This window comes from Neorhizobium sp. NCHU2750, assembly GCF_003597675.1.
GTDB lineage: Bacteria > Pseudomonadota > Alphaproteobacteria > Rhizobiales > Rhizobiaceae > Neorhizobium.
In genome coordinates, this window is the sequence record NZ_CP030827.1 from 848,889 (window position 1) to 874,552 (window position 25,664).

Below are 25,664 nucleotides of genomic sequence, written 5' to 3' on the forward strand. Positions count from 1 at the left end.
CTCTGAGTGTGGGCATTGAGGAGCGGAGCCCGAAGGGCGGACGTTGAGGGCAAACGATGACCAGCGGTTTTCATGACGTGCGCTTCCCGCTGCGGGTGGCGCTGGGGTCAAGCGGTGGGCCGGTGAGGCGCACCGATATCGTCAACCTGTCGAACGGCCGGGAGCAGCGCAACCAGCGCTGGCGCGATTCGCGTCGCAGCTACGATGCCGGCTCCGGCATCCGCTCGCTGGCCGATCTCTATGCCGTGCTGGAATTCTTCGAGGCGCGGCGAGGGCAGCTCTACGGTTTCCGCTTCCGCGACCCGGTCGACTGGGCCTCCTGCGCGCCGGGAGGGATGATCTCCGCGCTCGACCAGCCGATCGGCGGGGGCGACGGCGAGACGGCGGCTTTCCAGCTCACCAAAACCTACCGGGATGCCGGCGGCAGCTGGACCCGGCAGATTACCAGGCCGGTGGCCGGCACGGTGCAGGTGGCAGTCGATGGCGTGGTGATGCCGGCCGCAGCCTATGCGGTGGATCCGGCAGGCGGGTTCGTCACCTTTGCCGAAGGGCATTTGCCGGCAGCCGGCGCGCAGGTCCGTGCCGGTTTCGAATTCGACGTGCCGGTGCGTTTCGATACCGACCGGATCGACGTCAATCTCGCCCATTTCGATGCCGGACGCATTCCGAGCATTCCCCTGACAGAAATATTGGCATGACGGAGATACGGACATGAGTACTATCCCCGCAGCGCTGAAGGCGCATCTCGAGCGCGAGGCGACGACCACCTGCCATTGCTGGCGCGTCACAAGGCGCGACGGACTTGTCATCGGCTTTACCGACCACGACCGTGACCTTTCCTTCGACGCCACGACCTTTCTCGCCGCAAGCGGCTTTGCCGCCAGCGAAAGCGAGGCTGCGACCGGGCTTTCGGCCGAAGCGGACGAGGTGGCGGGCGGCTTTTCGAGCGAAGCGATCGACGAGGCCGACCTTGCCGCCGGCCGCTATGACGGCGCAAGCGTCGAGTTGTTTCTGGTCAACTGGGCGGCACCCGACGCGCATATGCGGCTCACCATGCGCGAGATCGGCGAGGTGGTGCGGGCGGGCGGCCAGTTCCGCGCCGAGCTGCGCAGCATGGCCCACCGGCTCGATCAGCCCCAGGGCCGGCTCTACAATCGCCGCTGTGACGCGACGCTTGGCGATACGCGCTGCCGTGTCGATCTTTCGAGCTGGCGCGGCGACGGGACAGTGGTCGACATGCTCGACCGCAGCCGTCTTCTCGTCTTGGGCCTCGACACCTTCGCCGACGGCTTTTTCAACCTCGGGCGGATCGATTTCTCAGGCAGTCTTTCTGCCGAGCTGGATCGCCATCAGCGGCAGGCGGACGGCACGGTGCTCCTGTCGTTCTGGCTGCCGCTTGAAGAGGATATCGAGGCGGGCCAGGTCTTTACCGTCACGGCCGGTTGCGACAAGACATTCGAAACCTGCCGGCAGCGCTTTGCCAATCCTCTCAATTTTCGCGGCTTTCCACATGTGCCGGGCGCCGATTTCGCCTATTCCTACGCAGACGGGGAGCGGGTCCATGACGGCGGCCCGATCTTCGAATGAGCGCGGTCGGAGAAAAGGTCGTGGCAATGGCCGAGGATTGGATCGGCACGCCCTACCGGCATCAGGGGGCGACGAAGCGGATTGGTTGCGACTGTATCGGCCTGATCCGCGGTATCTGGCGTGAACTCTATGGCGAGGAACCGCAAACGGTGCCGCCCTACGCCCCGGACTGGGCCGAGCGGAGCGGCGAGGACAGGCTGGTCGAGGCAGCACAAAGACTGTTCGGCGCCTCCCTGCCGCCCGCTGAGGCAGAACCGGGAGACCTGCTCCTGTTTCGCTGGCGGCCGGACTGCGCGGCAAAGCATGCTGGCATTCTGGTGGCCCCTTCACACTTCATCCACGCTTATGAACAGGCGGCCGTCACGCGTTCCGCTCTGGTCCCTTCATGGCGTCGGCGCATCGCTGCCGTGCATCGGTTTCCGCCAACGCGGCCATCAAGCCGGCCATAAGCCCGCATTGATTGAAACCGGCTGGTGGTTGAGCTATATTGCTGAAGTGGTGAGCGGGGTTGCACCCCCGCCCACCTTGGACTTATCTTTTGAAGTGTACCCGGACGGCTATAGACCAGCCCGTCCGGGTCATCCTCCAGATAAGCGTAATGCCAATCGGCTTTAGCCTCATAACATCACCTCCAGGTTTGAAAGCAGGGCTCCTGCCGAAGTCGGTGTAGCCAATCTCCGCCGATGCGCTGGTATGACCCTGCGCGTGCTGCTTTCGCTTCCAGACATCCACACCCTATCACAATTTTTACGTGCATCCAGTCGTCAGGACTGTTGCGCCGGGAGAGCCTATGGCCACGCTTCTTTTTCAGGCTGCGGGTGCGGCACTCGGCAGCGTGTTCGGCCCTGTCGGCGCGATCGTCGGGCGCGCTGCCGGCGCGCTGGCGGGCAGCGTCGTCGATCGTGCCCTGATCAATGGAAGCCGCACCGTCTCGGGCGCACGGCTTGCAACGGCAAGGATTCCGGGTGCCGACGAAGGGACGGCGATAACCCGCCTCTATGGCACGGCGCGGATCGGCGGCACGCTGATCTGGGCGACACGTTTCGAGGAAGAGGTGACCAGCGAACGCACCGGCGGCAAGGCGACGGGAGCGCGCGTGAAAACCTTCAGCTACTTCGCCAATTTCGCCATTGGGCTGTGCGAGGGGCCGATCGCGGCGGTGCGCCGCGTCTGGGCCGACGGGCGCGAGATCGATCTCACGACAATCGAGATGCGCGTCTATCGCGGCGACGAGGCGCAACTGCCCGATCCGCTGATCGAGGCCAAGCAGGGGGAGGGCATGGCGCCGGCCTATCGCGGCCTTGCCTATGTCGTGTTCGAACGGCTGCCGCTCGATGTCTATGGCAACCGCATCCCCGTCCTGCAATTCGAGGTGTTGCGCCCGGTCGGCAGGCTGGAAAGCCAGATCCGCGCCGTCACCATCATTCCGGGGGCGACCGAGCACGGCTACCAGACCCGGCAGGTGACGGAAAAGACCGGCGAGGGCAGCGGCCGCATCATCAACCGCCACACGACGGCAGCGCTCACCGACTGGCAGGCCTCGCTCGACGAGTTGCAGGCGCTCTGCCCGGCGCTTGAAAGCGTGGCGCTGGTCGTCTCCTGGTTCGGTACGGACCTGCGCGCCGGGCAATGCCGCATCGTGCCGGGTGTCGAGGTCGCGGCAAGGATGGACGAGAGCGATCCCTGGTCGGTGGCGGGGATTGCGCGGGGCGAAGCGCATCTGGTCAGCAGCCATGACGGCGGCCCTGCCTATGGCGGCACGCCGAGCGATACAAGCGTTCGCTCGGCGATTGCCGATCTCAGGGCGCGGGGCCTGAAGGTCTATCTCTATCCCTTCCTGATGATGGACATTGCACCGGGCAACGGCCTGCCGAATCCTTACGGAAATGCAGAGCAGGCGGCCTATCCCTGGCGCGGCCGCATTACCTGCCACCCAGCACCGGGCGTGGTTGGAACGGTGGATCGCACTGCCGCGTCACGCGCTCAGATCGAAGCCTTTGCGACGGGGGCCGAAGGCTATCGGCGCATGCTGCTGCATTATGCCGATCTTGCCGTCGATGCCGATGGCGTCGACGGTTTCATCATCGGCTCGGAACTGCGCGGGCTGACGCAGGTTCGCGACGAGGCCGATCGCTTTCCCTTCGTCGAACAACTGGTGGCGCTCGCCGCCGATGTCAGGGCGAAGGTCGGAACGGCCACGAAGATGACCTATGGCGCCGACTGGAGCGAATATTTCGGCTATCACCCTGACGATGGTTCCGGCGATGTCGTCTTCCATCTCGACCCGCTCTGGGCCTCGCCGGATATCGATGCGGTCGGCATCGACAATTACATGCCGCTCTCCGACTGGCGCGATGACGATCTCTCCGCCACAAACCCGGATGGCTTTGCCTCGCGCGACGACGTCGATGCCATGCCCGCCCAGATTGCCGCCGGTGAAGGCTACGACTGGTACTATGCCGGCGAGGCCGATCGCAGGAACCGTATAAGGTCGCCGATTACCGACGGGCTGGCAGGCAAGCCTTGGGTCTTCCGCTACAAGGATATCGAAAACTGGTGGGCAAACCACCATTTCGATCGTCTGGCTGGTGCGGAAAGGACCGTCTCGACCGGCTGGGTGCCCGGCATGAAACCGGTCTGGTTCACCGAACTCGGTTGCCCAGCGGTCGACAAGGGGGCCAACCAGCCGAATGTCTTCGTCGACCCGAAATCGGCCGAAAGCAACCTTCCCTATTTCTCCTCGGGCGGCAGGGCCGACAGCCAGCAGCGGCGGTTTCTTGAAGCCCATCACCATCACTGGCAGGGTGGTGATGTGCCGTCGGGCATGGTCGATCCCGGTCATCTCTTCGTCTGGACCTGGGACGCACGGCCGATGCCGGCCTTCCCGGACGACCTTTCGGCATGGAGCGATGGCGAAAACTGGCGCACCGGCCACTGGCTGAACGGCAGGCTGGGTGCTGCGACGCTCGCCGACACGCTCGCGGCGATCCTCACGGATCATGCCGTTACCGATTTCGACGTCTCGGCCGTCACCGGCGATTTGACCGGTTACGTCCAGGCCGACCTGACCTCGGCGCGTGCGCTCATCGAGCCGCTGCTCGATGCCTTCGGGATCGATGCCTTCGAGGATGACGGCAGGCTGACCTTCCGCTCGCGCCAGGGCGCAAGCCTCGTGGGCCGCAAGATCGATCTCGTGGCGGATGTCGAGGACGAACCACTCTGGAGCGAGAACCGGGCGCATGACAGCGACCTGCCGGCAGAAGCCGTCATCACCTTTGCCAACCCGGTGCTCGATTACGAGCAGTCGAGCCTGCGCTCGCGTCCGGTTGCCTCACAGAGCCGGCGCATCCTGAGTTTCGATCCGCCGGCAACGCTGGCCGAGGAGACGGCGCTCGGCGCGGTCGAAGCGGTATTGCGCACAAGCCGCCTGTCCAATCGCACGCTGAGCTTTGCGCTTTCGCCGGGCGAACAGTCGGTCGGCCTCGGCGACGCCTTGACGCTTGCGCCGGGACCGGGGCCGGGACCGGAAGGAACATTCCTCGTCGAGCGCATCGAGGAAGGGGCCGTGCGGCGTATCGAGGCCCGTCATCACGTCGCTTTGCCGCCCTCCGGGTCGTCATCCGGCATTTCCGCAGTGACGGGTGGGCGTGACGTGGGTGGGGGAAGCGGCACCTCCGATGCCTTCCTGCCCGTCCTGCATTTCCTCGATCTGCCGCGGCTCACCGATGCCGCGCCGGAGACCTTCGCCTCGGTCGCGGCCTATTGCCGGCCCTGGCGGCGCATGGCGATCTCGTCGTCGCAGACCGGTGAGGGCTATCGTTCAAGGGCGACGGTCGACCGTCCGGCCCGTCTCGGCGCGCTGGCGCAACCGTTGCAGCCGGGCGTGTCCGGCCGCCTCGACCGGGCAAATGTGCTGGAGATGGACCTCTACTTTGGCGGCCTCGCAACGGCCGACGAACTCTCCGTCCTGTCGGGCGAAAACCGCATCGCCGTGAAGGCGGAAAACGGCGCCTGGGAAATCATCGGCTTCGTCTCTGCGCAGGAAGTTGCCGCTGGACGCTGGCAAGTGTCGGGCCTCTTGCGCGGCCTGGCCGGGACGGAGGATGCCTGCGCTGCCGGCGCATCGGCCGGATCCGAATGCGTCCTGCTCGATGAGGCTGTCGTCTCGCTCGGGCTCGCCAGCGAGGAACGCGGCCGGGCCTTCAACTGGCTGGCCGAGAGCCTCGGTGCGGGCGGCGGGCGATCCGGCCCCTATGTCTTTGCCGGGGGCGAGCGGGCTGAAACGCCGCTTTCGCCTGTCCATCTGCGAGCGGGACGAAATGCCGCCGGCGACATCGCGATTGCCTGGATCAGGCGCGGCCGGATCGATGCCGATGGCTGGCAGGCATCCGACATCCCGCTCGACGAACCGCAGGAGCGCTATCGCCTGGAACTGATGGCGGGAGAGGCGGTCGTCAGGAGCGCCGATCTGGATATCGCCTCATTCCTCTATCCGGCGGCAGACGAACTCGCCGATTTCGGTATGCGGCAGGGCACGATCGATATCCGGGTCAGGCAGATGGGTCGGGCGATATCGCTCGGCATGTCTGCGAGAAAAGTGATCAATCTTTGATAACAAGGAGATGAACTGATGGATGAGCAGCTTGGTGTCATGAAGAACTGGTACCAGTCGAAGACCGTCTGGGGTGCCCTGATTGCCGTTGCGGCCTCGGCGCTGCAGCTTGCAGGCCTCGATATCGGGGCCGACGAACAGGGCGAAATGGTCAATATCGCGGTGACGCTGGCCGGTGCCGTCGGCGGCCTTCTGGCGCTTTACGGTCGGATCGTCGCGACCGGCCGGATCGGTGGAAAACCATCGGAAACGCCAAGCTGAAGGAGGCTATTACGGAGCATTCATTTGCCATTCAGCCGTCAACAAGTACATAATCCATAACATGCTTTGGACATGATCTTTTGTCGCTAGAGTGGAAACGGGTACAAATGGCGCGACTGCCAATCATCGCGATTCTGGCCGCCGGCACTGCATTTGCAGCGCTGCCCGGCGAGCCTGCGACGGCCCGGAACTACCTCGTTCTGGTCGCCGGCGATTGCGGCATGGCGGCCTCTAGGGTGGTCCGCGACACAGGCGGGCAGCTCCTGTCCGCCCAGCCGTCCTCCGATGGCCAGACCTGCATCGTCACCGTGCTGGTTCAGGGCAGCGGCAGCGAGCGCCCGCGCAAGGTCACCGTCCGGGTGCCGATGTAACGCGAATTCAGGTAAGGTACCTGCCGGGACGGCAGGGTAGGGACGGTTCATGCGCATTCTCGTGGTCGAAGACGACGTCAATCTCAATCGCCAGCTTGCCGAGGCTCTGAAGGAGTCCGGCTATGTCGTCGATACGGCGTTTGATGGCGAGGAAGGCCATTTTCTCGGCGATACCGAACCCTATGATGCCGTCATCCTCGATATCGGCCTGCCGGAAATGGACGGCATCACCGTCGTCGAAAAATGGCGTGCCAACGGCAAGGGCATGCCGGTTCTGATGCTGACCGCCCGCGACCGCTGGAGCGACAAGGTGGCCGGTATCGATGCCGGTGCCGACGACTATGTGGCAAAGCCCTTCCATGTCGAGGAGGTGCTGGCGCGCGTGCGTGCCTTGATCCGCCGTGCGGCCGGTCATTCCTCCTCGGAAATCGTCTGCGGCCCGGTGCGCCTCGATACCAAGGCATCCAAGGCGACCGTCGATGGCGTGGCGCTGAAACTCACCTCCCACGAATTCCGGCTTCTCTCCTATCTCATGCATCACATGGGCCAGGTCGTGTCCCGCACGGAATTGGTGGAGCATATGTACGACCAGGATTTCGATCGCGATTCCAACACGATCGAAGTCTTTGTCGGGCGCCTGCGCAAGAAGATCGGCGTCGACCTGATCGAGACGGTGCGCGGGCTCGGCTACCGGATGCAAGCTCCGGCCGATGCCCAATAGTATCCCGAAACAGCCCCAGGGTCAGGGCATGGGAGGATTGAGGTCGCTCACCGCCCGCGTCCTGCTCCTGGCGACCGCCTGGTCTGCCGTGGCGCTGGTGGTGATCGCCATCGTCATTTCCCAGCTCTACAGGCAATCCTCCGAACGGGCCTTTACCGACCTGTTGCGCGCCCAGCTCTACAACGTCATCAATTCGATCACCATCGGCGACGACAACAAGCTGTCCGGCAATCCGCAGCTCGGCGACCTGAGATTCTCCCAGCCGGAAACAGGCTGGTATTGGATCATCGAGCCGCTCGGCACATTCGCCGCGACACCGTTGTCTTCCTCCTCGCTCGGCACCTCCAACATCAAGGTGCCGACCATTTTGAGCGTGCCGTTCAACAACCGTTACGAACGTTTCTACCGCACCAACGATGCCTTCGGAAACCACGTCCTGGTGGCCGAGACGGAGGTCGTGCTCGATGGCGAAGGGCGTGCCGCCCGCTTTCGCGTGTCCGGCAACCTTGCGGTCGTCGAAGATGACGTGAAGGCCTTTTCCCGCAATCTCTACATCACGCTCGCCGTCTTCGGCCTCGGCAGCCTCATCGTCAACGGCATCGCCATTCTCTATGGCCTGCTGCCGCTGAAAGGTGCCCGTCGTTCGCTGGAACGTGTGCGGCGCGGTGAGGGCGAGCGGCTGGAAGGCCAGTTCCCCCGTGAAATCATGCCGCTGGCCAACGACATCAATGCGCTGATCGAAAGCAACCGGCGCATCGTCGAGCGCGCCCGCATGCAGGTCGGCAATCTTGCCCATTCGCTGAAGACGCCGATCGCCGTGCTGCTGAATGAATCGCGTATGGCCGGGAAGGTGCAGTCGGATCTGGTGCGCTCGCAGGCCGAGGCGATGCAGGGCCAAGTTCAGGCCTATCTCAACCGCGCCCGCATTGCCGCCCAGCGGGAATCGCTTCTTGCGCGTAGCGATGTCGAGCCGGTGATGGAACGGTTGGTGCGCGTCATGCGTCGCCTCAATCCCGAAACCGAGTTCCATCTCTCCGTCTCCCCGACCACACTGGCGATCGCGCTCGAACAGCAGGATTTCGAGGAAACCGTCGGCAACCTTCTGGAAAACGCCGCCAAGTTCGCCGAGGTCGGCGTCTGGGTCCATGCCGCGCCAGCATCGGCGCCGGAAGGGGCCGAGGGTGAAATGGCCCGCCGTCCCTGGGTCGAGGTGATCGTCGAGGATGACGGTCCGGGCCTCGAGCCGGACCAGATCGTCATTGCCATGAAGCGCGGCAAGCGGCTCGACGAGAGCAAGCCAGGCGCCGGGCTCGGCCTTTCGATCGTCAGCGAGATCACCGCGGAATATCAGGGATCGGTCAAGCTCGACCGCGGCACGCATGGCGGCCTGCGCGTGCGGTTGCTGCTGCCCGGTGTCGTCAAGTGAGCGCGCCGGTGACGATCGACGGATAGGGTGAGACACTGTTGCCGATGAGCAACGCACGAAGACTTGCTATCCTGACTTCTGGACGACTGCATCGCCTGCTATATCATTGAAGGCAAAGGCGCCCGGCCGGGTTTTGGGATCAGGTTTTGGCGCCACTTCCTGTGTCGGGGCCGCTGGTGACAAGGCTGCCTGTCCATTATGATGTGGCCAAAGATCGAGACGACGTGCCAATGTATGTGAAGCCGGAGACTGTTCCAGAAGCGATGCGATTGAACAACCCTGTAACCGTTATGATGGTCCTTTGCGGCCTGGCGTTTGCCTCAGGCTGCTCGACCACCTCGCGCGGCGGCTCCGTCGCCGGTGGATTGCTGTCGCCGAAACCCTCCGCATCGGCACCCTATATCACGGCGCTGCAGGGCGGCATTGTCAGCAGGACCGGGGCGGAACTCTCCGCAAGCGATAATGCCCGCGCGCTCGAGGCCGAATATCGGGCGCTGGAAGACACCGCCGGTGGCCAGACGATTTCCTGGAAGGGTGACAAGGCGAGTGGCGAAGTCACCGCCAATGCGCCCTATCAGGTTGGTGAGCAGAATTGCCGCCAGTACCGCCACTCGGTGACCGTCGACGGCAAGCAGTTGATGGCGAGAGGTGCTGCCTGCCGCAACTCTAACGGCACATGGACGCCGCTCTCGTGACGCATTCGTGAAGTTGATGCAGGTCATGGCTCGTTTTGGCCATTTTCAATAGTCTTGAAAAGTTCTAAAGACCGTGCCCGGTGACGTGGCCATTCGCCGCGCCTGAGCTCTCAAATTCACGTCGACGGCGAGGCCCTGTTGGAATGCTCCCGCCGTTGCAGTAATTGGCGAACATGATTTTATGGATCCTTCTCGCGCTCCTGACCGCCCTGGTCGCGGCAGCGCTTCTCTATCCGCTTTACCGGCATTCCGGGGAGGTCGAGCCCGATAATGCCGGTGAGGTCGCCGTCTATCGCGACCAGATGAAGGAGCTGGATCGGGATCGTCTTGGTAACCTGATCAGCGCCGAGGAAGCGGAATATGCGCGTGCCGAAATCGGCCGGCGCCTGCTCTCGGCTACGGCCAAGAATGAACTGGCTGCCGGCGGCAAGGCGAAGCCGAGCGGTTGGCGCAAGTTCGCCGCCGTCAGCGTCGTCGTCCTGCCTCCCGTCATCGGGCTCTGTCTTTACGTCATGCTGGGTAGCCCCGGTCTGCCCGACCAGCCGCTTGCGGCCCGGCTCGCCAATCCCGGCAATGACATCAACCTGTTGGTTGCCAAGGCCGAGCGGCATCTGGCCGAAAACCCGGATGACGGCGCCGGCTGGGATGTGCTCGCACCGATCTATTTCCGCACCGGCCGTCTTGGCGATGCCGAGCTTGCCTATCGCAACGCGATCCGCCTCAACGGTTCGAATGCTGCACGCCTTTCGGGCCTCGGTGAAACGCTGGTCGCCTCCAATGACGGCGTCGTCACCGACGATGCCCGTTCCGCTTTCGAAGAGGCGGTGAAGCTCGAGCCGGCAGATGTACGTGCGCATTTCTATATCGGCATGGCGCAGGAACAGTCGGGCAAGGTCGAGGATGCGCGCAAGACCTTCGAAGACATCGCCAGGGCGTCGCCCCCCGATGCGCCCTGGATGGGGCTGATCAACGAGCACATCGCCAAGAATGGAGGCAAGGCCGCGCAGGCGCCCGTTGCGCCGCCGTCGACACTCGGCGGCCCGACGACCGAGGACGTGGCGGCGGCCCAGAACATGTCGCAGGGCGATCGCATGGAGATGATCCGCGGCATGGTCGACAGTCTCGCCGAAAAGCTTCAATCTGATCCGAACAATATCGAGGGCTGGCTGCGTATCGTCCGGTCCTACATGGTGCTGGGCGACAGGGACAAGGCAATGGCGGCGCTGAAGGCCGGCCTCGACCACTTTCCACCGGACGGCAATGAAGGGCGTCAGCTTGTTGCGCTCGCCGGCCAGCTGGGCCTGCCAGCTGACGCGACGTCGTCGCAGGGCGCTACGCCCGACCTGGCTCCGGCCAAAGGTGAGCAGACAAGAAATGCGCCCGACCGGGGAACCTCGGCGCAGGGCGTGACGGCCCAGGGAGTAACGGAATGACGCGCAAACAGAAACGACTGGCCGTGATCGCCGGCGGCATGGGCTTCATCGTCGTCGCCGTCTTCCTCGTCATGTTCGCCTTCTCGCAGTCGATCGCCTATTTCTTCATGCCGGGCGATCTCGCTGCCGCCAATCTCCAGCCGGGAACCCGCATCCGCCTCGGCGGGCTGGTCGAAGAAGGCTCGGTCAAGCGCGGTCAGGGATCGACGGTGACCTTCAGCGTCACCGACGGCAAGGCAAGCGTGCCGGTCAGCTATACCGGCATCCTGCCGGACCTGTTCCGCGAGGGGCAGGGCGTCGTCACCGAAGGGGCATTCGATGCGACGACCCACGGCTTCGTCGCCGACAGCGTGCTTGCCAAGCATGACGAGAAATACATGCCGAAGGAAGTTGCCGACCGCCTGAAGAAGGACGGCGTATGGGAAGACGGATCGGGCAAGGGCATGGCACCGAAGAAAGACGGTGACGAAGCCGAGAACAATACCGGAAACGGACAGGTCGTGGGGAGCACGAAACCATGATCGTCGAAATTGGCCATTATGCGCTGGTGCTGGCACTGGCGACCGCGATCATCGTTTCCACCCTTCCGGTCGTCGGGGCAAGGCGCCGCGATGCCAATCTGATGGCGCTCGCCACCACCGGCTCGCTGGTCACGTTCGGCCTTGTGGCACTGTCCTTTGCGGCACTGACCTGGGCCTATGTCGTGTCCGACTTTTCGGTGAAGAACGTCTGGGAGAATTCCCATTCGCTGATGCCGCTGATCTACAAATATTCCGGCGTCTGGGGCAATCACGAAGGCTCCATGATGCTCTGGCTGCTGATCCTCTCCTTCTTCAGCATGCTGGTCGCGGCTTTCGGCCGTAACATTCCCGAGACGCTGAAGGCGAATGTGCTGGCCGTCCAGGCCTGGATCGCCGTTGCCTTCCTGCTGTTCATCCTTTTGACCTCCAATCCCTTCATCCGGCTCAACCCGGCGCCGGCCGAAGGCCAGGACCTCAATCCCGTCCTGCAGGACCTCGGTCTGGCGGTCCATCCGCCGCTGCTCTATCTCGGCTATGTCGGCTTCTCGGTCTGCTTCTCCTTTGCCGTCGCAGCCCTGATGGAGGGCCGCATCGATGCTGCTTGGGCGCGCTGGGTTCGGCCCTGGACGCTTGCCGCCTGGTGCTTCCTGACTGCCGGCATCGCCATGGGCTCCTACTGGGCCTATTACGAGCTCGGCTGGGGCGGCTGGTGGTTCTGGGATCCGGTCGAAAACGCCTCCTTCATGCCCTGGCTCGCCGGCACGGCACTCCTCCACTCGGCACTCGTCATGGAAAAGCGCGAGGCGTTGAAGATCTGGACCGTGCTTCTGGCGATCATGACCTTCTCGCTGTCGCTGCTCGGCACCTTCCTCGTCCGCTCCGGTGTATTGACCTCGGTCCATGCCTTTGCCACCGATCCGACGCGCGGCATCTTCATCCTCTTCATTCTGGCGATCTTCATCGGCGGCGCATTCTCGCTGTTTGCCTGGCGGGCACCGATGCTGAAGGCCGGCGGTCTCTTCGCGCCGATCTCGCGCGAGGGTGCGCTCGTCCTCAATAACCTGATCCTGACGGTCGCCTGCGCCACGGTGCTGACCGGCACGCTCTATCCGCTGGCGCTCGAGACGCTGACCGGCGACAAGATCTCCGTCGGTGCGCCTTTCTTCGACATGACCTTCGGCCTTTTGATGCTGCCCCTGCTGGTCGCCGTTCCCTTCGGCCCCATGCTCGCCTGGAAACGCGGCGATCTGCTCGGCGCCCTCCAGCGTCTCTATGTCTTCGCGGCCCTCTCGCTCGCCGCAGGCCTCGTCTACTGGTATCTCCATAATGGCGGTCCGGTTCTAGCCATCTTCGCGCTGGCGCTCGGCTTTTGGGGCATGTTCGGTGCGGTGGCGGATCTCTGGCACCGCGCCCAGTTCGGCAAGCAGAAGACCTCCGTCGCCTTCCGCCGCCTCGTCGGCCTGCCGCGCTCGGCCTTCGGCACCGCGATTGCCCATTTCGGCCTCGGCGTTACCGTTCTCGGCATCTTCTCCGCTTCCGTCTACGGCACGGAAGCCGTGGTCGACCTCAAGCCCGGCGCCACGGTCTCGACAGGCGGCTACGAGCTAACCTTCCAAGGCATGAAGGACGGCGTCGGCCCGAACTTCACCGAACAGCGCGGTATCTTCATCGTCCGCCATGGCGGCCATGTTATCGGCGATATCTCGTCGTCGAAGCGTCTGTTCACCGCCCGCCGTCAGGCCACCACCGAATCCGGCATCCGCACCTATGGGCTGAGCCAGCTCTACGTGTCGCTCGGCGATGCCACCAACGACAAGGGCATGGTCGTGCGCGTCTGGTGGAAACCGTTGATCGTCTGCATCTGGGGCGGCGCGCTGGTCATGATGTTCGGCGGTTTCGTCTCCCTTTCCGATCGCCGCCTGCGCGTCGGCGCTCCGAGCCGCAAGGCGAAGGCGGTCAAGGTCGTGATGGAGCCGGCGGAATGATCGACCTGCGTCTTTCCCGCATCCTCGTGGCACTTGTCCTGCTTCTGGCGCCCGCCTCTGCATTCGCCGTCAATCCGGACGAAATGCTCAAGGATCCGGCCCTCGAACACCGCGCGCGGGAGATCTCGTCGCAACTGCGCTGCATGGTCTGCCAGAACCAGTCGATCGACGACAGCAATGCCGAGCTTGCCAGGGATCTGCGCGTTCTGGTGCGCCAGAAGCTCACCGAGGGCGACAGCGACAGGCAGGTAATCGACTATGTCGTGTCGCGCTACGGCGAATTCGTGCTGCTCAACCCCCGCTTCAGTGAAAAGACGCTGATCCTCTGGGCCATGCCGTTCGGCCTTCTAGTCGTCGGCATTCTGGCGCTCGTCGTTTTTATCCGCAGCCGCCCGACCAGGCGGCCGGGCGACGCATTGACGGCCGAGGAAAAGGCAAGGATCGACGAAATCCTTGGTCGTTGACCAGATCTCGTCGGTTTGAACTGCAACTCCGGCGGTTACGAATATTACGAACATTTCATGCGCTAGCCACCTCCAGTTAAGGTGACGCCTCCTATATCTCTGTCATCGAACGACGCCGGATGAACCGGCCAAGATTGAGTGACGAAGAGAAGAAGGTAGCTTTCACCATGAGCCCAATTGGACGCCCCTCCCTCAAGACAGCATTGAAGGCCACGACTGTTGCAGGCATCGCCGCCGTCATGCTTTCGACCGGCATTCCCGCCCAGATCATGCCGACTTTCGCGGCCCCCGTCAGCGTCAACGCTCCGCAGGCCCCGAGCTTCGCGGATGTGGTTTCCGCCGTTTCTCCCGCAGTTGTTTCCGTCCGCGTCAAGTCCGACACCCAGCCGGTTTCCGATGACAGCGGCAACTATTCCTTCAACTTCGGTGGCCGTGGTCTGGACGAACTGCCGGACGACAGCCCGCTGAAGCGTCTCTTCCGTCAGTTCGGTGGTCAGATGCCGGGCGGCCCCGATGGCGGCCAGAATGGCAAGGGCAAGCAGGAACATGCCGAACGCGGCAAGCAGCATTATCTTCGCCCGGTCGCACAGGGCTCCGGCTTCTTCATCTCCGAAGACGGCTATATCGTCACCAACAACCATGTGGTTTCCGATGGTCAGGCCTATACGGTCGTGCTGAACGATGGGACCGAGCTTGACGCCAAGCTGGTCGGCAAGGACAGCCGCACCGATCTGGCGCTGCTCAAGGTCGATGCGCCGGCCCGCAAGTTTACCTATGTATCCTTTGCCGATGACAGCAAGGTCCGCGTCGGTGACTGGGTCGTCGCCGTCGGCAATCCGTTCGGCCTCGGCGGCACCGTGACCGCCGGCATCGTCTCCGCCCGCGGCCGCGATATCGGCTCCGGCCCCTATGACGATTATATCCAGGTCGATGCGGCCGTGAACCGGGGCAACTCGGGTGGCCCGACCTTCGACCTTAACGGTCAGGTCGTCGGCATCAACACCGCGATCTTCTCTCCGTCGGGCGGCAATGTCGGCATCGCCTTCGCGATTCCCGCCTCCACCGCCAAGGACGTGATCGCCGACCTGATGAAGGACGGCAAGGTCGCCCGCGGCTGGCTCGGTGTGCAGATCCAGCCGGTGACCCAGGATATCGCCGACTCGCTCGGCCTGAAGGAAGCCACCGGTGCGCTGGTCGTTGCCCCGCAGGAAGATTCTCCTGGCCAGAAGGCCGGCATCAAGCAGGGTGACATCATCCGCCAGGTCAACGGTCAGCCGGTCAAGGATGCCCGCGATCTCGCCCGCCGCATTGCCGCCTTCGGCCCCAATGCCAAGGTCGACCTTGACGTATGGCGTGAGGGCAAGGAGCAGACCATCCCGGTCACGCTCGGCGACATGGCCAAGGACGATACCGCATCGGCCGACGACGATCAGGGCCAGGAAGCCCCGACGCCGTCGAGCGAGAAGGCGCTGGCAAACCTCGGCATCACCGTTTCTCCGGCTGAAGACGGTAAGGGCCTGGCCGTTACCGATGTCGACCCCGACTCCGAAGCTGCAGCCCGCGGCCTGAAGAACGGCGAGAAGATCATCTCGGTCAACAACAAGAAGGTCGCCTCCGCCGGTGATGTCGGCAAGGTTCTCGACCAGGCCAAGAAGGACGGCCGCACCCGCGCGCTGTTCCAGGTCGAGGCCGACGGCTCCAGCCGCTTCATTGCCCTGCCGATCAGCGAAGGCTGATCGGCGGCACGGATTGGTTCTGCGGTAGTGGCACCTCCAGGCTAACCGCAGGGCCCAGACGAAGGGGGCGCCGCCGGCAACGGCGACGCCCCGTTCCGTTGGACACGTCGCCCCAAGGAGTTTTGAATGCAGATCACCCCCCCACATTCTCGCTCGGCCGGCGATTCCTTTGGTGCAAAAATCGCCGGCGACGCTATTGTCCCGCACATGAAGATTCTGGTTATCGAAGACGATCTCGAGGCGGCAGCCTACATGACGAAGGCCTTTCGTGAGGCAGGCATCATTGTCGACCACGCAAGCGACGGCGAAAGCGGTCTGTTCATGGGCAGCGAGAATGCCTATGACGTCATGGTCATCGACCGCATGCTGCCGCGCCGCGACGGACTTTCCGTCATCAGCGAATTGCGCAAGCGCGGCGTCAATGCGCCGGTCCTGATCCTGTCCGCTCTCGGCCAGGTGGACGACCGGGTGACAGGTCTGCGCGCCGGCGGCGATGATTACCTGCCCAAGCCCTATGCCTTTTCCGAGCTTCTGGCCCGCGTCGAAGTGCTGGGTCGCCGCAAGGGCGCGCCCGAGCAGGACATGATCTACCGCGTCGGCGATCTGGAACTCGACAGGCTTTCCCATGAGGTCAAGCGCGCCGGCAAGGACATCCTGCTGCAGCCGCGCGAATTCCGCCTGCTCGAATATCTGATGAAGAATGCCGGCCAGGTCGTCACCCGCACCATGCTGCTCGAAAACGTCTGGGACTATCACTTCGATCCGCAGACCAACGTCATCGACGTGCATGTCTCGCGCCTGCGCTCGAAGATCGAGAAGGATTTCGAGAAGCCGCTCCTGAAGACCATTCGCGGCGCCGGATACATGATCAAGGACGAGGGATAATGCTCGCCCGCCTCGGCCAGCGGTCGCGTCTCATGTTCCGCTCGACGGCAGTCCGCCTGTCGGCACTTTACATGCTGCTCTTCGCGCTCTGTGCCGCGTTTCTCGTCATCTATGTCACGGCTTTGTCCGAACGGACGCTGGTGCAGCAGACGCGCCAGACGATCCAGGAAGAGATTAGCGACATCCAGCGCGCTTATGATCGCGGCGGCGTCAATCTCGTCCTGCGCATCATGGAACGCCGCGCCCGCCAGCCCGGTGCCAATCTCTATGTGATTGCCGGGCCGAGCGGCGATATCCTGGCGGGTAACGTATCCTCCGTACAGCCGGGCGTGCTCGACAATGCCGGCTGGACCGACACGCCTTTCATCTACGAGCCCTTCGCCGAACAGGCGGACCGCAGACGTCATCTCGCTGTGGCCGACGTGCTTCTGATCGAAAACGGCCTGCGGGTGATGATCGGCCGCGACCTCGGCGATCCGAGCCGCTTCCGCTACATCGTCCGCCAGGCATTGATGGTGGCGCTTGCCATCATGGGCCTCGGCGCTCTGGTGATCTGGTTCGGCATCGGCCGCAACGCGCTGAAACGCATCGACCGCATGTCGGCCGCCAGCCAGAAGATCATGGCTGGCGATCTGTCGCAACGCTTGCCGGTCGGTCGCTCCGGCGATGAATTCGACCGCCTGTCCGGCTCGCTGAATGCCATGCTCGGGCGCATCGAGAAGCTGAACGAGGGGCTGCGGCAGGTTTCCGACAACATCGCCCACGACCTGAAGACACCGCTGACAAGATTGCGCAACAAGGCCGCCGATGCACTCGGCGAGGATCGCGAGGATGTGCGAAAGACTGCGCTCGAAGGTATTATCGGCGAGTCCGACCAGCTGATCCGCACCTTCAACGCGCTCCTGATGATCTCGCGCGTCGAGGCGGGCTCGCTTGCCGCCGAAATGTCCAAGGTCGATCTCTCGGCCATTTCCGCCGACAGCGCCGAACTCTACGAGCCGGTGGCCGAGGAGGCGGGGATTGCGCTCGTCACCGAGATAGATCCCGGCCTCACCGTCAACGGCAATCGCGAACTGGTCGGCCAGGCAATCTTCAACCTTCTCGACAATGCGATCAAATATGCCTGCGAGGGCAATGACCAGCCCATGATCCGGGTCGCGCTAACCTCTGCCGCCACCGAGATCAGGCTGGCAATCTGCGACAACGGTCCGGGCGTGCCCGCGGACAAGCGCGGCGAGGTGATCAAGCGCTTCTTCCGCCTCGATGAAAGCCGCTCCAAGCCGGGTACAGGGCTCGGCCTGTCGCTGGTCGAAGCCGTGATGGAACTGCATGGTGGACGGCTCGAACTCTCCGCCATCGACGAGACGAACACCGCGGCCCCCGGCCTGACGGTGACGATGGTGTTCCCGGTGGTGAAGTGAGCAGTTCCAAAGGCTGCCCCTCACCCTAGCCCTCTCCCCGCAAGCGGGGCGAGGGGACGTGCCCCGATTGAGGCGAGGAGAGTGCTGCTTATGTCCTTCTCCCCGTCACTACGGGGAGAAGGTGGCGGCAGCTGGATGAGGGGCTTCATCCAACGCGAAGATTGACCTCGCTTCACACCAGCGCCGGCGCCAGGTTCATCAGCAGCACCATCACCAGCCCGACGACCGAGACGATCGATTGGATGATCGAGATCGTTGCCGTGGCTTCGCCCATCGACATGCCGAAGGATTCCTTCACCAGCCAGAAACCTGCATGGTTGGCATAGTTGAAGAACAGCGAGCCGCAGCCGACCGAGAGTGCCAGCAGCGAGGCATTGAGCGACGGGTCGTGCGCGACGAGCGGCGCGAGCAGGCCGGAGGCCCCGACGATGCCGACGGTTGCCGATCCGGTCGAGACAGACAAGAGCATGGCGATGATCCAGCCGAGCGCCAGCGGCGAAACCGCCAGATGCTGGCTCATATGCATGATCGCATCGCCCACTTTCGCATCGGTCAGCACATGCTGGAATGCGCCGCCGCCGGCGATGATCAAAAGCACGTTGGCGATCGGCTTGACGCTGGCCGACATCGACGAGCGCAACTGCTCGCTATTGCCGCCGCGGCTGTAGATCAGCGAACAGGCTGCAAACAGCACGCCGATCAGCATGGCGATCGCCGGGTCGCCGACGAAGTCGGTCACCGACAGGATCGCCGAGCCCTTCGGCAGGATCAATTCGGCCACGGCATGAAACAGCATCAGGACCGCAGGCAGAAGTGCCGCGAGAAGGCTGAGGCCGAGGCTGGGCGGCGTCCGTGTGACGGATGAATCCTCGTCGCTTTCCGCCGAAAACTGTTCGATCAGGCCCTGATCGGGTTTGACCTTCAGGCGCGGCGTGATGATCGCGCCATAGAGCGGGCCGCCGATGATGATCGCCGGGATGGCGGCGATGAAGCCGTAAAGCATCGTCGCGCCGACATTGGCATTGAGCGAGGCGATGGCGGTCAGCGGGCCGGGATGCGGCGGCACCATGCCATGCATCGAGGCGAGGGCGGCAATGACTGGCACGCCGACATAGACATAGGCCGATCCCTTGATGCTCGAATTCTGGTCGAGCTTGCGGGCAACGCTGAAGATCAGCGGCAACAGAACGACGAGCCCGACCTCGAAAAACATCGGAATGCCGATGATGAAGGCAGCGCCCGCCATCGCCCATGGCAGCATGCGGGTCGAGGTTTTCGACAGGATCAGGTTGGAAATGCTGTCGGTCACGCCGCCTGCCGCAAGGATCCGGCCGAGCATGGCGCCGAGCGCGACGACAAGCCCAACTGCGCCAAGCGTATTGCCGGCACCCGTCTCGATCGACTTGATCAGCTTGTCGCCCGGCATGCCTGTCACCAGTCCGACGGCGATTGAGGTTATCAGCAGCGCCAAAAGCGGATGAAGCCGCACGCGCGAGACGATCAGCATGACGAGGAAAAGCACGCTGGCGAGTGCGGCGCCAAGCAGCCAGATATCGGTGGAACTCATGATTACTCCCGGGGGTATATGGCGGGCTGCGGCAATCGCGATGGCTCCAGACACCAGGATTGCCGAAGGATAACCCGCAAGAAGCGGAGCCGGCTCGACTCCGACGAGGCAGGGCCTATCTAAAACGCCTATATTTGCCGTTCGTCAATTGCTTGTGGATCGAGCGTGCCGATTGTCGCTTCCCGCTGTTTGTGTTTGCGACGGCTGCAGCTATGAAACGGCAGGGAGGAAACCGATGAATGAACGGGATCGGCTCGATGCCGTGGCGGCAGACGTCGTCAGGCCATTGAACCAGACGGAGGCAAAGGCCGCTCTGGCCGTGCTGAAGGAAATCGGCGCGTCACAGCCATCCGTGGCCCGGATGCTGAAACAGCCTTCGGCCCTGAAGGAATTTCTCGTCGCGGCCTTCTCGCTCTCGCCCTATCTGCGCGACACCGCCGGCACCCATCCGGGTCTTGTCGCCGATGCCATCGCCCGGCCGATCGGACCGTGGTTGTCGGAGCTTGTCGAACAGGCACGTCAGAGTTGGCGGCCTGTCGGCGAAAGGATCCCGACCGAGGCCGAGTTGATGACTGCGCTGAGGACGGCCAAGCGAGCCTTCAGCTTCGTCCTCGCACTCGCCGATCTCGCCCGCATCTTCACCGCCGTCGACACGACGCGCTGGCTGAGCGACTTCGCCGAGGCCTCGGTTGCTGCGGCCATTGATCATCTGGCTCTCGCAGCCCATCACGGCGGCAAGCTGACGCTTGTCGATGAGGCCGATCCAAGCCGCGGTTCGGGCCTGATCGTGCTCGGCATGGGCAAGCTCGGCGGACGCGAGCTCAACTATTCCTCCGACATCGACATCGTCGTCTTCTACGATCCTGATGCAGGTATCCTTGCCGATCCGCTCGATGCGTCGGAGACCTATAGCCGGATGATGCGCCGGCTGGTGCGCATCCTGCAGGACCGCACCGCAGATGGCTATGTGTTCCGCACCGACCTGCGCCTGCGCCCCGATCCGGGCTCCACACCGCTTGCCGTCTCCGTCGATGCGGCGCTGATCTACTATGAGGGCAGGGGCCAGAACTGGGAACGCGCCGCCTTCATCAAGGCGCGGCCGGTGGCGGGCGATATCGAGGCCGGCGAGAATTTCCTCAGGCTCCTGACGCCCTTCGTCTTCCGCAAATATCTCGACTACGCGGCGATCGCCGATATTCATTCGATCAAGCGGCAGATCCATGTCCACAAGGGGCACGGTGCCATTGCCGTCAAGGGTCATGACGTCAAGCTCGGCCGCGGCGGCATTCGCGAGATCGAGTTCTTCGCCCAGACTCAGCAGCTGATTGCTGGCGGCCGCATGCCGGCACTGCGCACGCGGCAGACGCAAGGAGCGCTGGAAGCGCTGGCGGAGGCGAAGTGGATCAAGCCGGAAATCGCCACGGCGCTCACCGAGGCCTACTGGTTCCTGCGCGATATCGAGCATCGCATCCAGATGGTGCATGACGAGCAGACCCACCGCCTGCCGGAGACCGATGCCGAATTGAAGCGCATCTCCTTCATGCTGGGCTATGCCGATCTGGCGCCCTTCTCGACGCGGCTGGAGGCCGTGCTGAAGACCGTCGAGCGTCGCTATTCGCGGCTGTTCGAGCAGGAGGAACACCTGTCGGGCGGTGCCGGCAACCTGGTCTTCACCGGCCAGAAGGACGATCCTGACACGCTGAAGACATTGGCGGAACTCGGCTTCGACCGCCCGGCCGACATGTCGCGGATGATCCGCACCTGGCATTCCGGCCGCTACCGCGCCACCCAATCGGTCGAGGCGCGCGAGCGGCTGACGGAAATGATGCCGGCTTTGCTGAAAGCTTTCGGCACCAGCCGCCGGGCCGACGAGGCGCTATTGCGCTTCGACAGCTTTCTGAAGGCTCTGCCGGCCGGCATCCAGCTTTTTTCGCTGATCGGCAACAATCCGCCGCTCCTGTCCTTGATCGTCACCATCATGGCCTCGGCGCCGCGGCTTGCCGATATCATTGCCTCGCGCCCGCATGTCTTCGACGGCATGCTCGATCCCGGCCTGATGGCCGAATTGCCGACGCGCGACTATCTGGCGAGACGGCTCGATACCTTCCTCTCCGGTTCCCGCCATTATGAAGATCGCCTCGACCGGCTGCGCATCTTCGCCGCCGAGCAGCGTTTCCTCATCGGCGTCAGGTTGCTGACCGGAGCGATCTCCGGCGCCGATGCTGGCCGCGCCTTCACCCATCTGGCGGATCTCCTGATCGATGCCGCCCTGCAGGCGGTCGTCAGTGAGATCGAATCCGCCCACGGCCCCTATCCGGGCGGCCGGGTGGCGGTGATGGGCATGGGCAAGCTCGGCTCGTTCGAGCTGACCGCAGGCTCGGACGTCGACCTCATCCTTCTCTATGACTATGATGGCGATGCTGCGGAAAGTACGGGCCCCAAGCCGCTCGATCCGCAGCGCTATTTCACCCGCCTGACGCAGCGGCTGATCGCGGCTCTCTCCGCGCCGATGGCGGAAGGCGTGATCTTCGAAGTCGACCTTCGCCTTCGCCCCTCCGGCAACAAGGGCCCGGTCGCCACCCGCATCGGCGCCTTTGCCAAATACCAGCGCGAGGAAGCCTGGACCTGGGAACATATGGCCCTGACCCGCGCAAGGATGGTCTGCGGCGACGAAAGCCTCAAGGCCGAAGCGAAGGCGGTGATTTCGGACGTCCTGTCGGTCCGGGCCGATATCGGAAGGATCTCCGCCGACGTCATCGAGATGCGGGCCCTGATCGAGACGGAAAAGCCGCCTGTCGATATCTGGGACCTGAAGCTCGTGCCCGGCGGTCTGGTGGATATCGAATTCATCGCCCAGTATCTGCGCCTGATCGCACCGGCAAAGAATATTTCCGCCGACACCTACGGCTTGTCGACGGGCGAGGCATTGAAGGCGCTGGGCGATAGTCTCATGGCGCCGGCCGATCTCGATACTTGCCTCGAAGCACTCGGGCTTTTCACCGAACTGTCGCAGATCATCCGCCTGTGTGTCGAAGGCACGTTCGACGCCGCCGATGTGCCCTCAGGCCTTGCTGAACGCATCTGCCGCGCCGGCGACTGCCCGGATATGGGCACGCTGGAAGGAGAGGTCAGGCGGCTGTCGGAGAAGGTTCGGGAAGTTTTCGGAAAGGTCGTGGGGTAAGATTAGCCCCTCTCCAACAAAATCTAGCACTTAGCTTTGCTAAGATGCTGATTTTGTAACCTCTCCCGCAGGGGGAGAGGGAATATCTGCTGCTGCCGCGGGCGCCTGTCTCTCCCCTTGCGGGAGAGAAAGCGATTTCAACATCTTAGCGTCAGCTAAGTGTTAGAAATCGCAAGAGAGGGGCTTTTCTGCGTCAGGAGTTCTCATTCCCTCTTCACGCCACCCTCTTGTGTGTTTCCGGTCGGCGTTGCTCGACGAAGGCGCGGTCGGGAATATGTAGCGACACGGCGGTACCCTTGCCCATCTTCGAGCGGATGCGCATCTTGCCGCCATGCAGCGCCACCAGCGAGCGGGAGATCGCAAGGCCGAGGCCGGAGCCGCCCTTGCTCTTGGCATACTGGCTCTGCACTTGTTCGAACGGCTGGCCGATCTTCGACAGCGCTTCTTTCGGAATGCCGATGCCGCTGTCGGCGATCGTCAGCATCAGGCCCTTTTCCAGCCGGCGCACGCGCAGTTCGATACTGCCGCCGGCATTGGTGAATTTCACCGCGTTGGAGAGAAGATTGAGCATCACCTGCTTCAGCGCGCGGCGGTCGCCGATCATTTCCAGCGCCTCAGGCAGATGGTGGTGGATCGAGATGTTCTTCTCCTGTGCGGCAATCGCCGTCAGACGCAGGCTCTCCTCGACCAGCGGTGCCAGATCGACCAGCTCCGAATGGATGCGCATATGGCCAGCCTCGATCTTCGACATGTCGAGAATGTCGTTGATGACGTTGAGCAGATGCTTGCCGCTGTCGTGGATGTCCTTGGAATATTCGCCATACTTGGCCGAGCCGAGCGGACCGAACATGTTGTTCATCAGGATTTCGGAGAAGCCGAGAATGGCGTTGAGCGGGGTGCGCAGCTCGTGGCTCATATTGGCGAGGAATTCCGACTTCGCCTTGTTGGCGGCCTCGGCGCGTTCCTTCTCTGCCTGGTAATTGGCATTGGCGACGGAAAGCTCGGCCTTCTGGCGTTCCAGCGTCTTCTGCGAGGCGGAAAGGTCGCCGATCGTTGCCATCAGCCGGCGCTCGCTGTGGCGCAGGCGGTCCTGGTGACGCTTCAACAGCGTGATGTCGGTGCCGACCGAAACCGTGCCGCCATCGCGGGTGCGGCGCTCGTTGATCTGCAGCCAGCGCTCGTCGGCAAGCTGCACTTCCGTCGTGCGGGAAAATCCACTTCCATCCGCATCGGCGACGCGGCGTTCGATCACCGGGCGGGCCGCCGCGGCATTGACCGTGGTCCGCTCCGTGCCCGGAACCAGAACATTGTCCGGCAATCCATAAGCCTGCTGGAAATGCGCGTTGCACATGACGAGCCGGTCGTTCTTGTCCCACAGCACGAAGGCTTCCTGCGTGCATTCGATGGCGTCGGCCAGCCGCTGGTCTGCCTCGGCATAACGCTGGGCCAGACGGTGCTGCTCGGTCACGTCCATGGCAATCCCGATCACATGCACCCGGCCGGCGGAGTTGCGGATCACCTGGGCGCGGGCGCGCATCCAGACATAGTGGCCGGCCGCATGGCGCATGCGGAACACCTGATCGACCTGCTTGGCATTGCCGCGGCCGATGGCACGCGCCAGCGCATAGATATTGCCGTCCGACGGATGCATCATCCGGGCCGCATCGGCAAACGAAATGATGCTGCCGGCCGGCGGCAGGCCGAGCATTTCATACATTGACCCCGACCAGAAAAGCCGGCGGTTGGTAACGTCGAAATCCCAGAGCCCGCAGCGCCCGCGCGACAGCGCCGCCTCGATCCTCAGGTTCGATTCGAAGAATGTCTCGTCCGCATCGCGGGCCCGCTTCACCTGCGTGTAATAGGCATAGAGGATGACGAGAAGAACCGCCGAGATGCCGGTGAAGATCGTCACGTTGAGCGACACTTCGCTGCGCATGAACTCGTCCGCCGTCGCCAGCGAATGGGCCGTCACGATCAGCGCGCCATTGTCGCCGACCGGCAGGATCGAGGCATAATGGGCAATATCGCCGAGATAGGTTTCGATCACGCCGCCGGTATCCCCGAAGCGGCGGATGGTGGCGGTTTCGGGCAGAAGCGAGGCGAGGCGGTGGCCGATATAGGGAGCGGCCTGCTTGGAGCCGCCGAAGATCACGCCCGCGCTGTTGACCAGGAGGGTGAACGATCCATGCGCCTCGGAATCGGACGGCAGGAATGCGGAAAGGCGGGCTTCGGCGGCGCTGCGGTCGCCGGCGGTAAACAAGGCATCCTGACCGGAAAAGACCGCCTTGGCCGCTGCGGCCATCACGGCGGTCGACCGGCGCGCCTCGTCCTGCATCCGGCCATGTTCGCCCATGATGCCGAGAATGCGCGACGCGGCAACGACGATCAGGAAGGCGATGATCAGCAGCGGGATCGCGCGCTTGAGGATCAGTTCCAGACGGGAGGGCTGATGCAGAACAGGCTTGGCCGCCATCGACGGTTCGCCGGAAACCGCTCTTTTCAGAGCCGTTACTTTCGGAAATTTAAGGCACAGTTTAGCGCCGGCCGCGGTGACCCGCTGCACATCCGAGATCGTGTTCATCTAGTCCCTCATGGATGATTCGGTGCGCCGCCCGCCCGAATCTGCCCTAATGAATCATAGAGTGATTCTTCGTGTCCAGAGGCTTGGTAATATTTCGTTAACCATATGAAAAAGGCTGCATTTCAGGCCTTTTGAAGAGGCAAATCACCGCCTCGTGCCGGCAAAATCCGGATGCCAGATTTGTCGTCGCGTCAAGCAACCTGTGCTGAAATGTGTC

19 protein-coding genes are annotated in these 25,664 nt (G+C 63.4%); 17 read left to right on the forward strand and 2 right to left on the reverse strand.

Features of this window, described 5'->3' with window-relative positions; translation table 11 throughout:
- Positions 1–56: 56 nt before the first annotated feature.
- From NCHU2750_RS04265 to NCHU2750_RS04340, 16 genes are all read left to right on the forward strand, one after another.
- Positions 57–698, forward strand: coding sequence for a DUF2460 domain-containing protein (locus NCHU2750_RS04265; RefSeq protein ID WP_119939329.1), 642 nt, complete (start codon positions 57–59; stop codon positions 696–698).
- A gap of 13 nt (positions 699–711) precedes the next feature.
- The gene (locus NCHU2750_RS04270) at positions 712–1,587 is read left to right on the forward strand and encodes a phage/gene transfer agent baseplate hub protein (RefSeq protein ID WP_119939330.1); all 876 of its coding nucleotides are present in this window, start codon (positions 712–714) and stop codon (positions 1,585–1,587) included.
- Positions 1,584–2,036: an NlpC/P60 family protein gene (locus NCHU2750_RS04275; RefSeq protein WP_119939331.1), complete on the forward strand. Its 453-nt coding sequence runs from the start codon at positions 1,584–1,586 to the stop codon at positions 2,034–2,036. The genes NCHU2750_RS04270 and NCHU2750_RS04275 overlap by 4 nt, the downstream gene beginning before the upstream one ends.
- A 341-nt stretch (positions 2,037–2,377) precedes the next feature.
- Complete coding sequence (locus NCHU2750_RS04280) at positions 2,378–6,199, forward strand: baseplate multidomain protein megatron (protein WP_119939332.1); 3,822 nt, start codon at positions 2,378–2,380, stop codon at positions 6,197–6,199.
- Positions 6,200–6,217: 18 nt separating this feature from the next.
- The gene (locus tag NCHU2750_RS04285; RefSeq protein WP_119939333.1) at positions 6,218–6,460 is read left to right on the forward strand and encodes a hypothetical protein; all 243 of its coding nucleotides are present in this window, start codon (positions 6,218–6,220) and stop codon (positions 6,458–6,460) included.
- 107 nt (positions 6,461–6,567) lie between these two features.
- Positions 6,568–6,831: a hypothetical protein gene (locus tag NCHU2750_RS04290; protein ID WP_119939334.1), complete on the forward strand. Its 264-nt coding sequence runs from the start codon at positions 6,568–6,570 to the stop codon at positions 6,829–6,831.
- A 49-nt stretch (positions 6,832–6,880) separates the two neighbouring features.
- On the forward strand, positions 6,881–7,552 hold the full coding sequence (locus tag NCHU2750_RS04295; protein ID WP_119939335.1) for a response regulator transcription factor: 672 nt from the start codon (positions 6,881–6,883) through the stop codon (positions 7,550–7,552).
- A gap of 28 nt (positions 7,553–7,580) precedes the next feature.
- A complete protein-coding gene (locus NCHU2750_RS04300) occupies positions 7,581–8,978 on the forward strand; it encodes an ATP-binding protein (protein ID WP_119939336.1) in 1,398 nt (465 codons plus the stop codon).
- A 263-nt stretch (positions 8,979–9,241) separates the two neighbouring features.
- Positions 9,242–9,673: an RT0821/Lpp0805 family surface protein gene (locus NCHU2750_RS04305; protein WP_119942919.1), complete on the forward strand. Its 432-nt coding sequence runs from the start codon at positions 9,242–9,244 to the stop codon at positions 9,671–9,673.
- A gap of 173 nt (positions 9,674–9,846) precedes the next feature.
- Positions 9,847–11,106, forward strand: coding sequence for a c-type cytochrome biogenesis protein CcmI (ccmI, locus tag NCHU2750_RS04310; protein WP_119939337.1), 1,260 nt, complete (start codon positions 9,847–9,849; stop codon positions 11,104–11,106).
- Positions 11,103–11,627: a cytochrome c maturation protein CcmE gene (gene ccmE, locus NCHU2750_RS04315; protein ID WP_119939338.1), complete on the forward strand. Its 525-nt coding sequence runs from the start codon at positions 11,103–11,105 to the stop codon at positions 11,625–11,627. The genes ccmI and ccmE overlap by 4 nt, the downstream gene beginning before the upstream one ends.
- Complete coding sequence (locus NCHU2750_RS04320) at positions 11,624–13,612, forward strand: heme lyase CcmF/NrfE family subunit (protein ID WP_119939339.1); 1,989 nt, start codon at positions 11,624–11,626, stop codon at positions 13,610–13,612. The genes ccmE and NCHU2750_RS04320 overlap by 4 nt, the downstream gene beginning before the upstream one ends.
- A complete protein-coding gene (locus NCHU2750_RS04325; RefSeq protein WP_119939340.1) occupies positions 13,609–14,076 on the forward strand; it encodes a cytochrome c-type biogenesis protein in 468 nt (155 codons plus the stop codon). The genes NCHU2750_RS04320 and NCHU2750_RS04325 overlap by 4 nt, the downstream gene beginning before the upstream one ends.
- 119 nt (positions 14,077–14,195) lie before the next feature.
- Positions 14,196–15,812, forward strand: coding sequence for a Do family serine endopeptidase (locus NCHU2750_RS04330; RefSeq protein ID WP_502703820.1), 1,617 nt, complete (start codon positions 14,196–14,198; stop codon positions 15,810–15,812).
- A gap of 126 nt (positions 15,813–15,938) precedes the next feature.
- Positions 15,939–16,697 (forward strand): response regulator transcription factor, encoded by a 759-nt coding sequence (locus NCHU2750_RS04335; RefSeq protein ID WP_119939341.1) that lies wholly within the window; start codon positions 15,939–15,941, stop codon positions 16,695–16,697.
- The gene (locus tag NCHU2750_RS04340; RefSeq protein WP_119939342.1) at positions 16,697–18,118 is read left to right on the forward strand and encodes a sensor histidine kinase; all 1,422 of its coding nucleotides are present in this window, start codon (positions 16,697–16,699) and stop codon (positions 18,116–18,118) included. Before NCHU2750_RS04335 ends, NCHU2750_RS04340 begins: the two co-directional genes overlap by 1 nt.
- A gap of 172 nt (positions 18,119–18,290) precedes the next feature.
- Here the strand turns inward: NCHU2750_RS04340 and NCHU2750_RS04345 are convergent, their stop codons facing one another.
- Positions 18,291–19,685, reverse strand: coding sequence for a GntP family permease (locus NCHU2750_RS04345; RefSeq protein WP_119939343.1), 1,395 nt, complete (start codon positions 19,683–19,685; stop codon positions 18,291–18,293).
- Positions 19,686–19,920: 235 nt separating this feature from the next.
- Here NCHU2750_RS04345 and NCHU2750_RS04350 point away from each other — a divergent pair, with 235 nt between their 5' ends.
- Positions 19,921–22,866, forward strand: a complete 2,946-nt coding sequence (locus NCHU2750_RS04350) for a bifunctional [glutamine synthetase] adenylyltransferase/[glutamine synthetase]-adenylyl-L-tyrosine phosphorylase (protein WP_119939344.1) — start codon at positions 19,921–19,923, stop codon at positions 22,864–22,866.
- A 214-nt stretch (positions 22,867–23,080) separates the two neighbouring features.
- Here the strand turns inward: NCHU2750_RS04350 and NCHU2750_RS04355 are convergent, their stop codons facing one another.
- Complete coding sequence (locus tag NCHU2750_RS04355) at positions 23,081–25,438, reverse strand: PAS domain-containing sensor histidine kinase (RefSeq protein ID WP_119942923.1); 2,358 nt, start codon at positions 25,436–25,438, stop codon at positions 23,081–23,083.
- Positions 25,439–25,664 lie beyond the last annotated feature (226 nt).

What these genes read in the sequence shown, in the direction of transcription:
- NCHU2750_RS04265 (WP_119939329.1), top strand. Translation starts at nt 57, where the DNA reads ATGACCAGCGGTTTTCATGACGTGCGCTTCCCGCTGCGGGTGGCGCTG.
- NCHU2750_RS04270 (WP_119939330.1), top strand. Translation starts at nt 712, where the DNA reads ATGAGTACTATCCCCGCAGCGCTGAAGGCGCATCTCGAGCGCGAGGCG.
- NCHU2750_RS04275 (WP_119939331.1), top strand. Translation starts at nt 1,584, where the DNA reads ATGAGCGCGGTCGGAGAAAAGGTCGTGGCAATGGCCGAGGATTGGATC.
- NCHU2750_RS04280 (WP_119939332.1), top strand. Translation starts at nt 2,378, where the DNA reads ATGGCCACGCTTCTTTTTCAGGCTGCGGGTGCGGCACTCGGCAGCGTG.
- NCHU2750_RS04285 (WP_119939333.1), top strand. Translation starts at nt 6,218, where the DNA reads ATGGATGAGCAGCTTGGTGTCATGAAGAACTGGTACCAGTCGAAGACC.
- NCHU2750_RS04290 (WP_119939334.1), top strand. Translation starts at nt 6,568, where the DNA reads ATGGCGCGACTGCCAATCATCGCGATTCTGGCCGCCGGCACTGCATTT.
- NCHU2750_RS04295 (WP_119939335.1), top strand. Translation starts at nt 6,881, where the DNA reads ATGCGCATTCTCGTGGTCGAAGACGACGTCAATCTCAATCGCCAGCTT.
- NCHU2750_RS04300 (WP_119939336.1), top strand. Translation starts at nt 7,581, where the DNA reads ATGGGAGGATTGAGGTCGCTCACCGCCCGCGTCCTGCTCCTGGCGACC.
- NCHU2750_RS04305 (WP_119942919.1), top strand. Translation starts at nt 9,242, where the DNA reads ATGCGATTGAACAACCCTGTAACCGTTATGATGGTCCTTTGCGGCCTG.
- ccmI (WP_119939337.1), top strand. Translation starts at nt 9,847, where the DNA reads ATGATTTTATGGATCCTTCTCGCGCTCCTGACCGCCCTGGTCGCGGCA.
- ccmE (WP_119939338.1), top strand. Translation starts at nt 11,103, where the DNA reads ATGACGCGCAAACAGAAACGACTGGCCGTGATCGCCGGCGGCATGGGC.
- NCHU2750_RS04320 (WP_119939339.1), top strand. Translation starts at nt 11,624, where the DNA reads ATGATCGTCGAAATTGGCCATTATGCGCTGGTGCTGGCACTGGCGACC.
- NCHU2750_RS04325 (WP_119939340.1), top strand. Translation starts at nt 13,609, where the DNA reads ATGATCGACCTGCGTCTTTCCCGCATCCTCGTGGCACTTGTCCTGCTT.
- NCHU2750_RS04330 (WP_502703820.1), top strand. Translation starts at nt 14,196, where the DNA reads ATGAACCGGCCAAGATTGAGTGACGAAGAGAAGAAGGTAGCTTTCACC.
- NCHU2750_RS04335 (WP_119939341.1), top strand. Translation starts at nt 15,939, where the DNA reads ATGCAGATCACCCCCCCACATTCTCGCTCGGCCGGCGATTCCTTTGGT.
- NCHU2750_RS04340 (WP_119939342.1), top strand. Translation starts at nt 16,697, where the DNA reads ATGCTCGCCCGCCTCGGCCAGCGGTCGCGTCTCATGTTCCGCTCGACG.
- NCHU2750_RS04345 (WP_119939343.1), bottom strand. Translation starts at nt 19,685, where the DNA reads ATGAGTTCCACCGATATCTGGCTGCTTGGCGCCGCACTCGCCAGCGTG.
- NCHU2750_RS04350 (WP_119939344.1), top strand. Translation starts at nt 19,921, where the DNA reads ATGAATGAACGGGATCGGCTCGATGCCGTGGCGGCAGACGTCGTCAGG.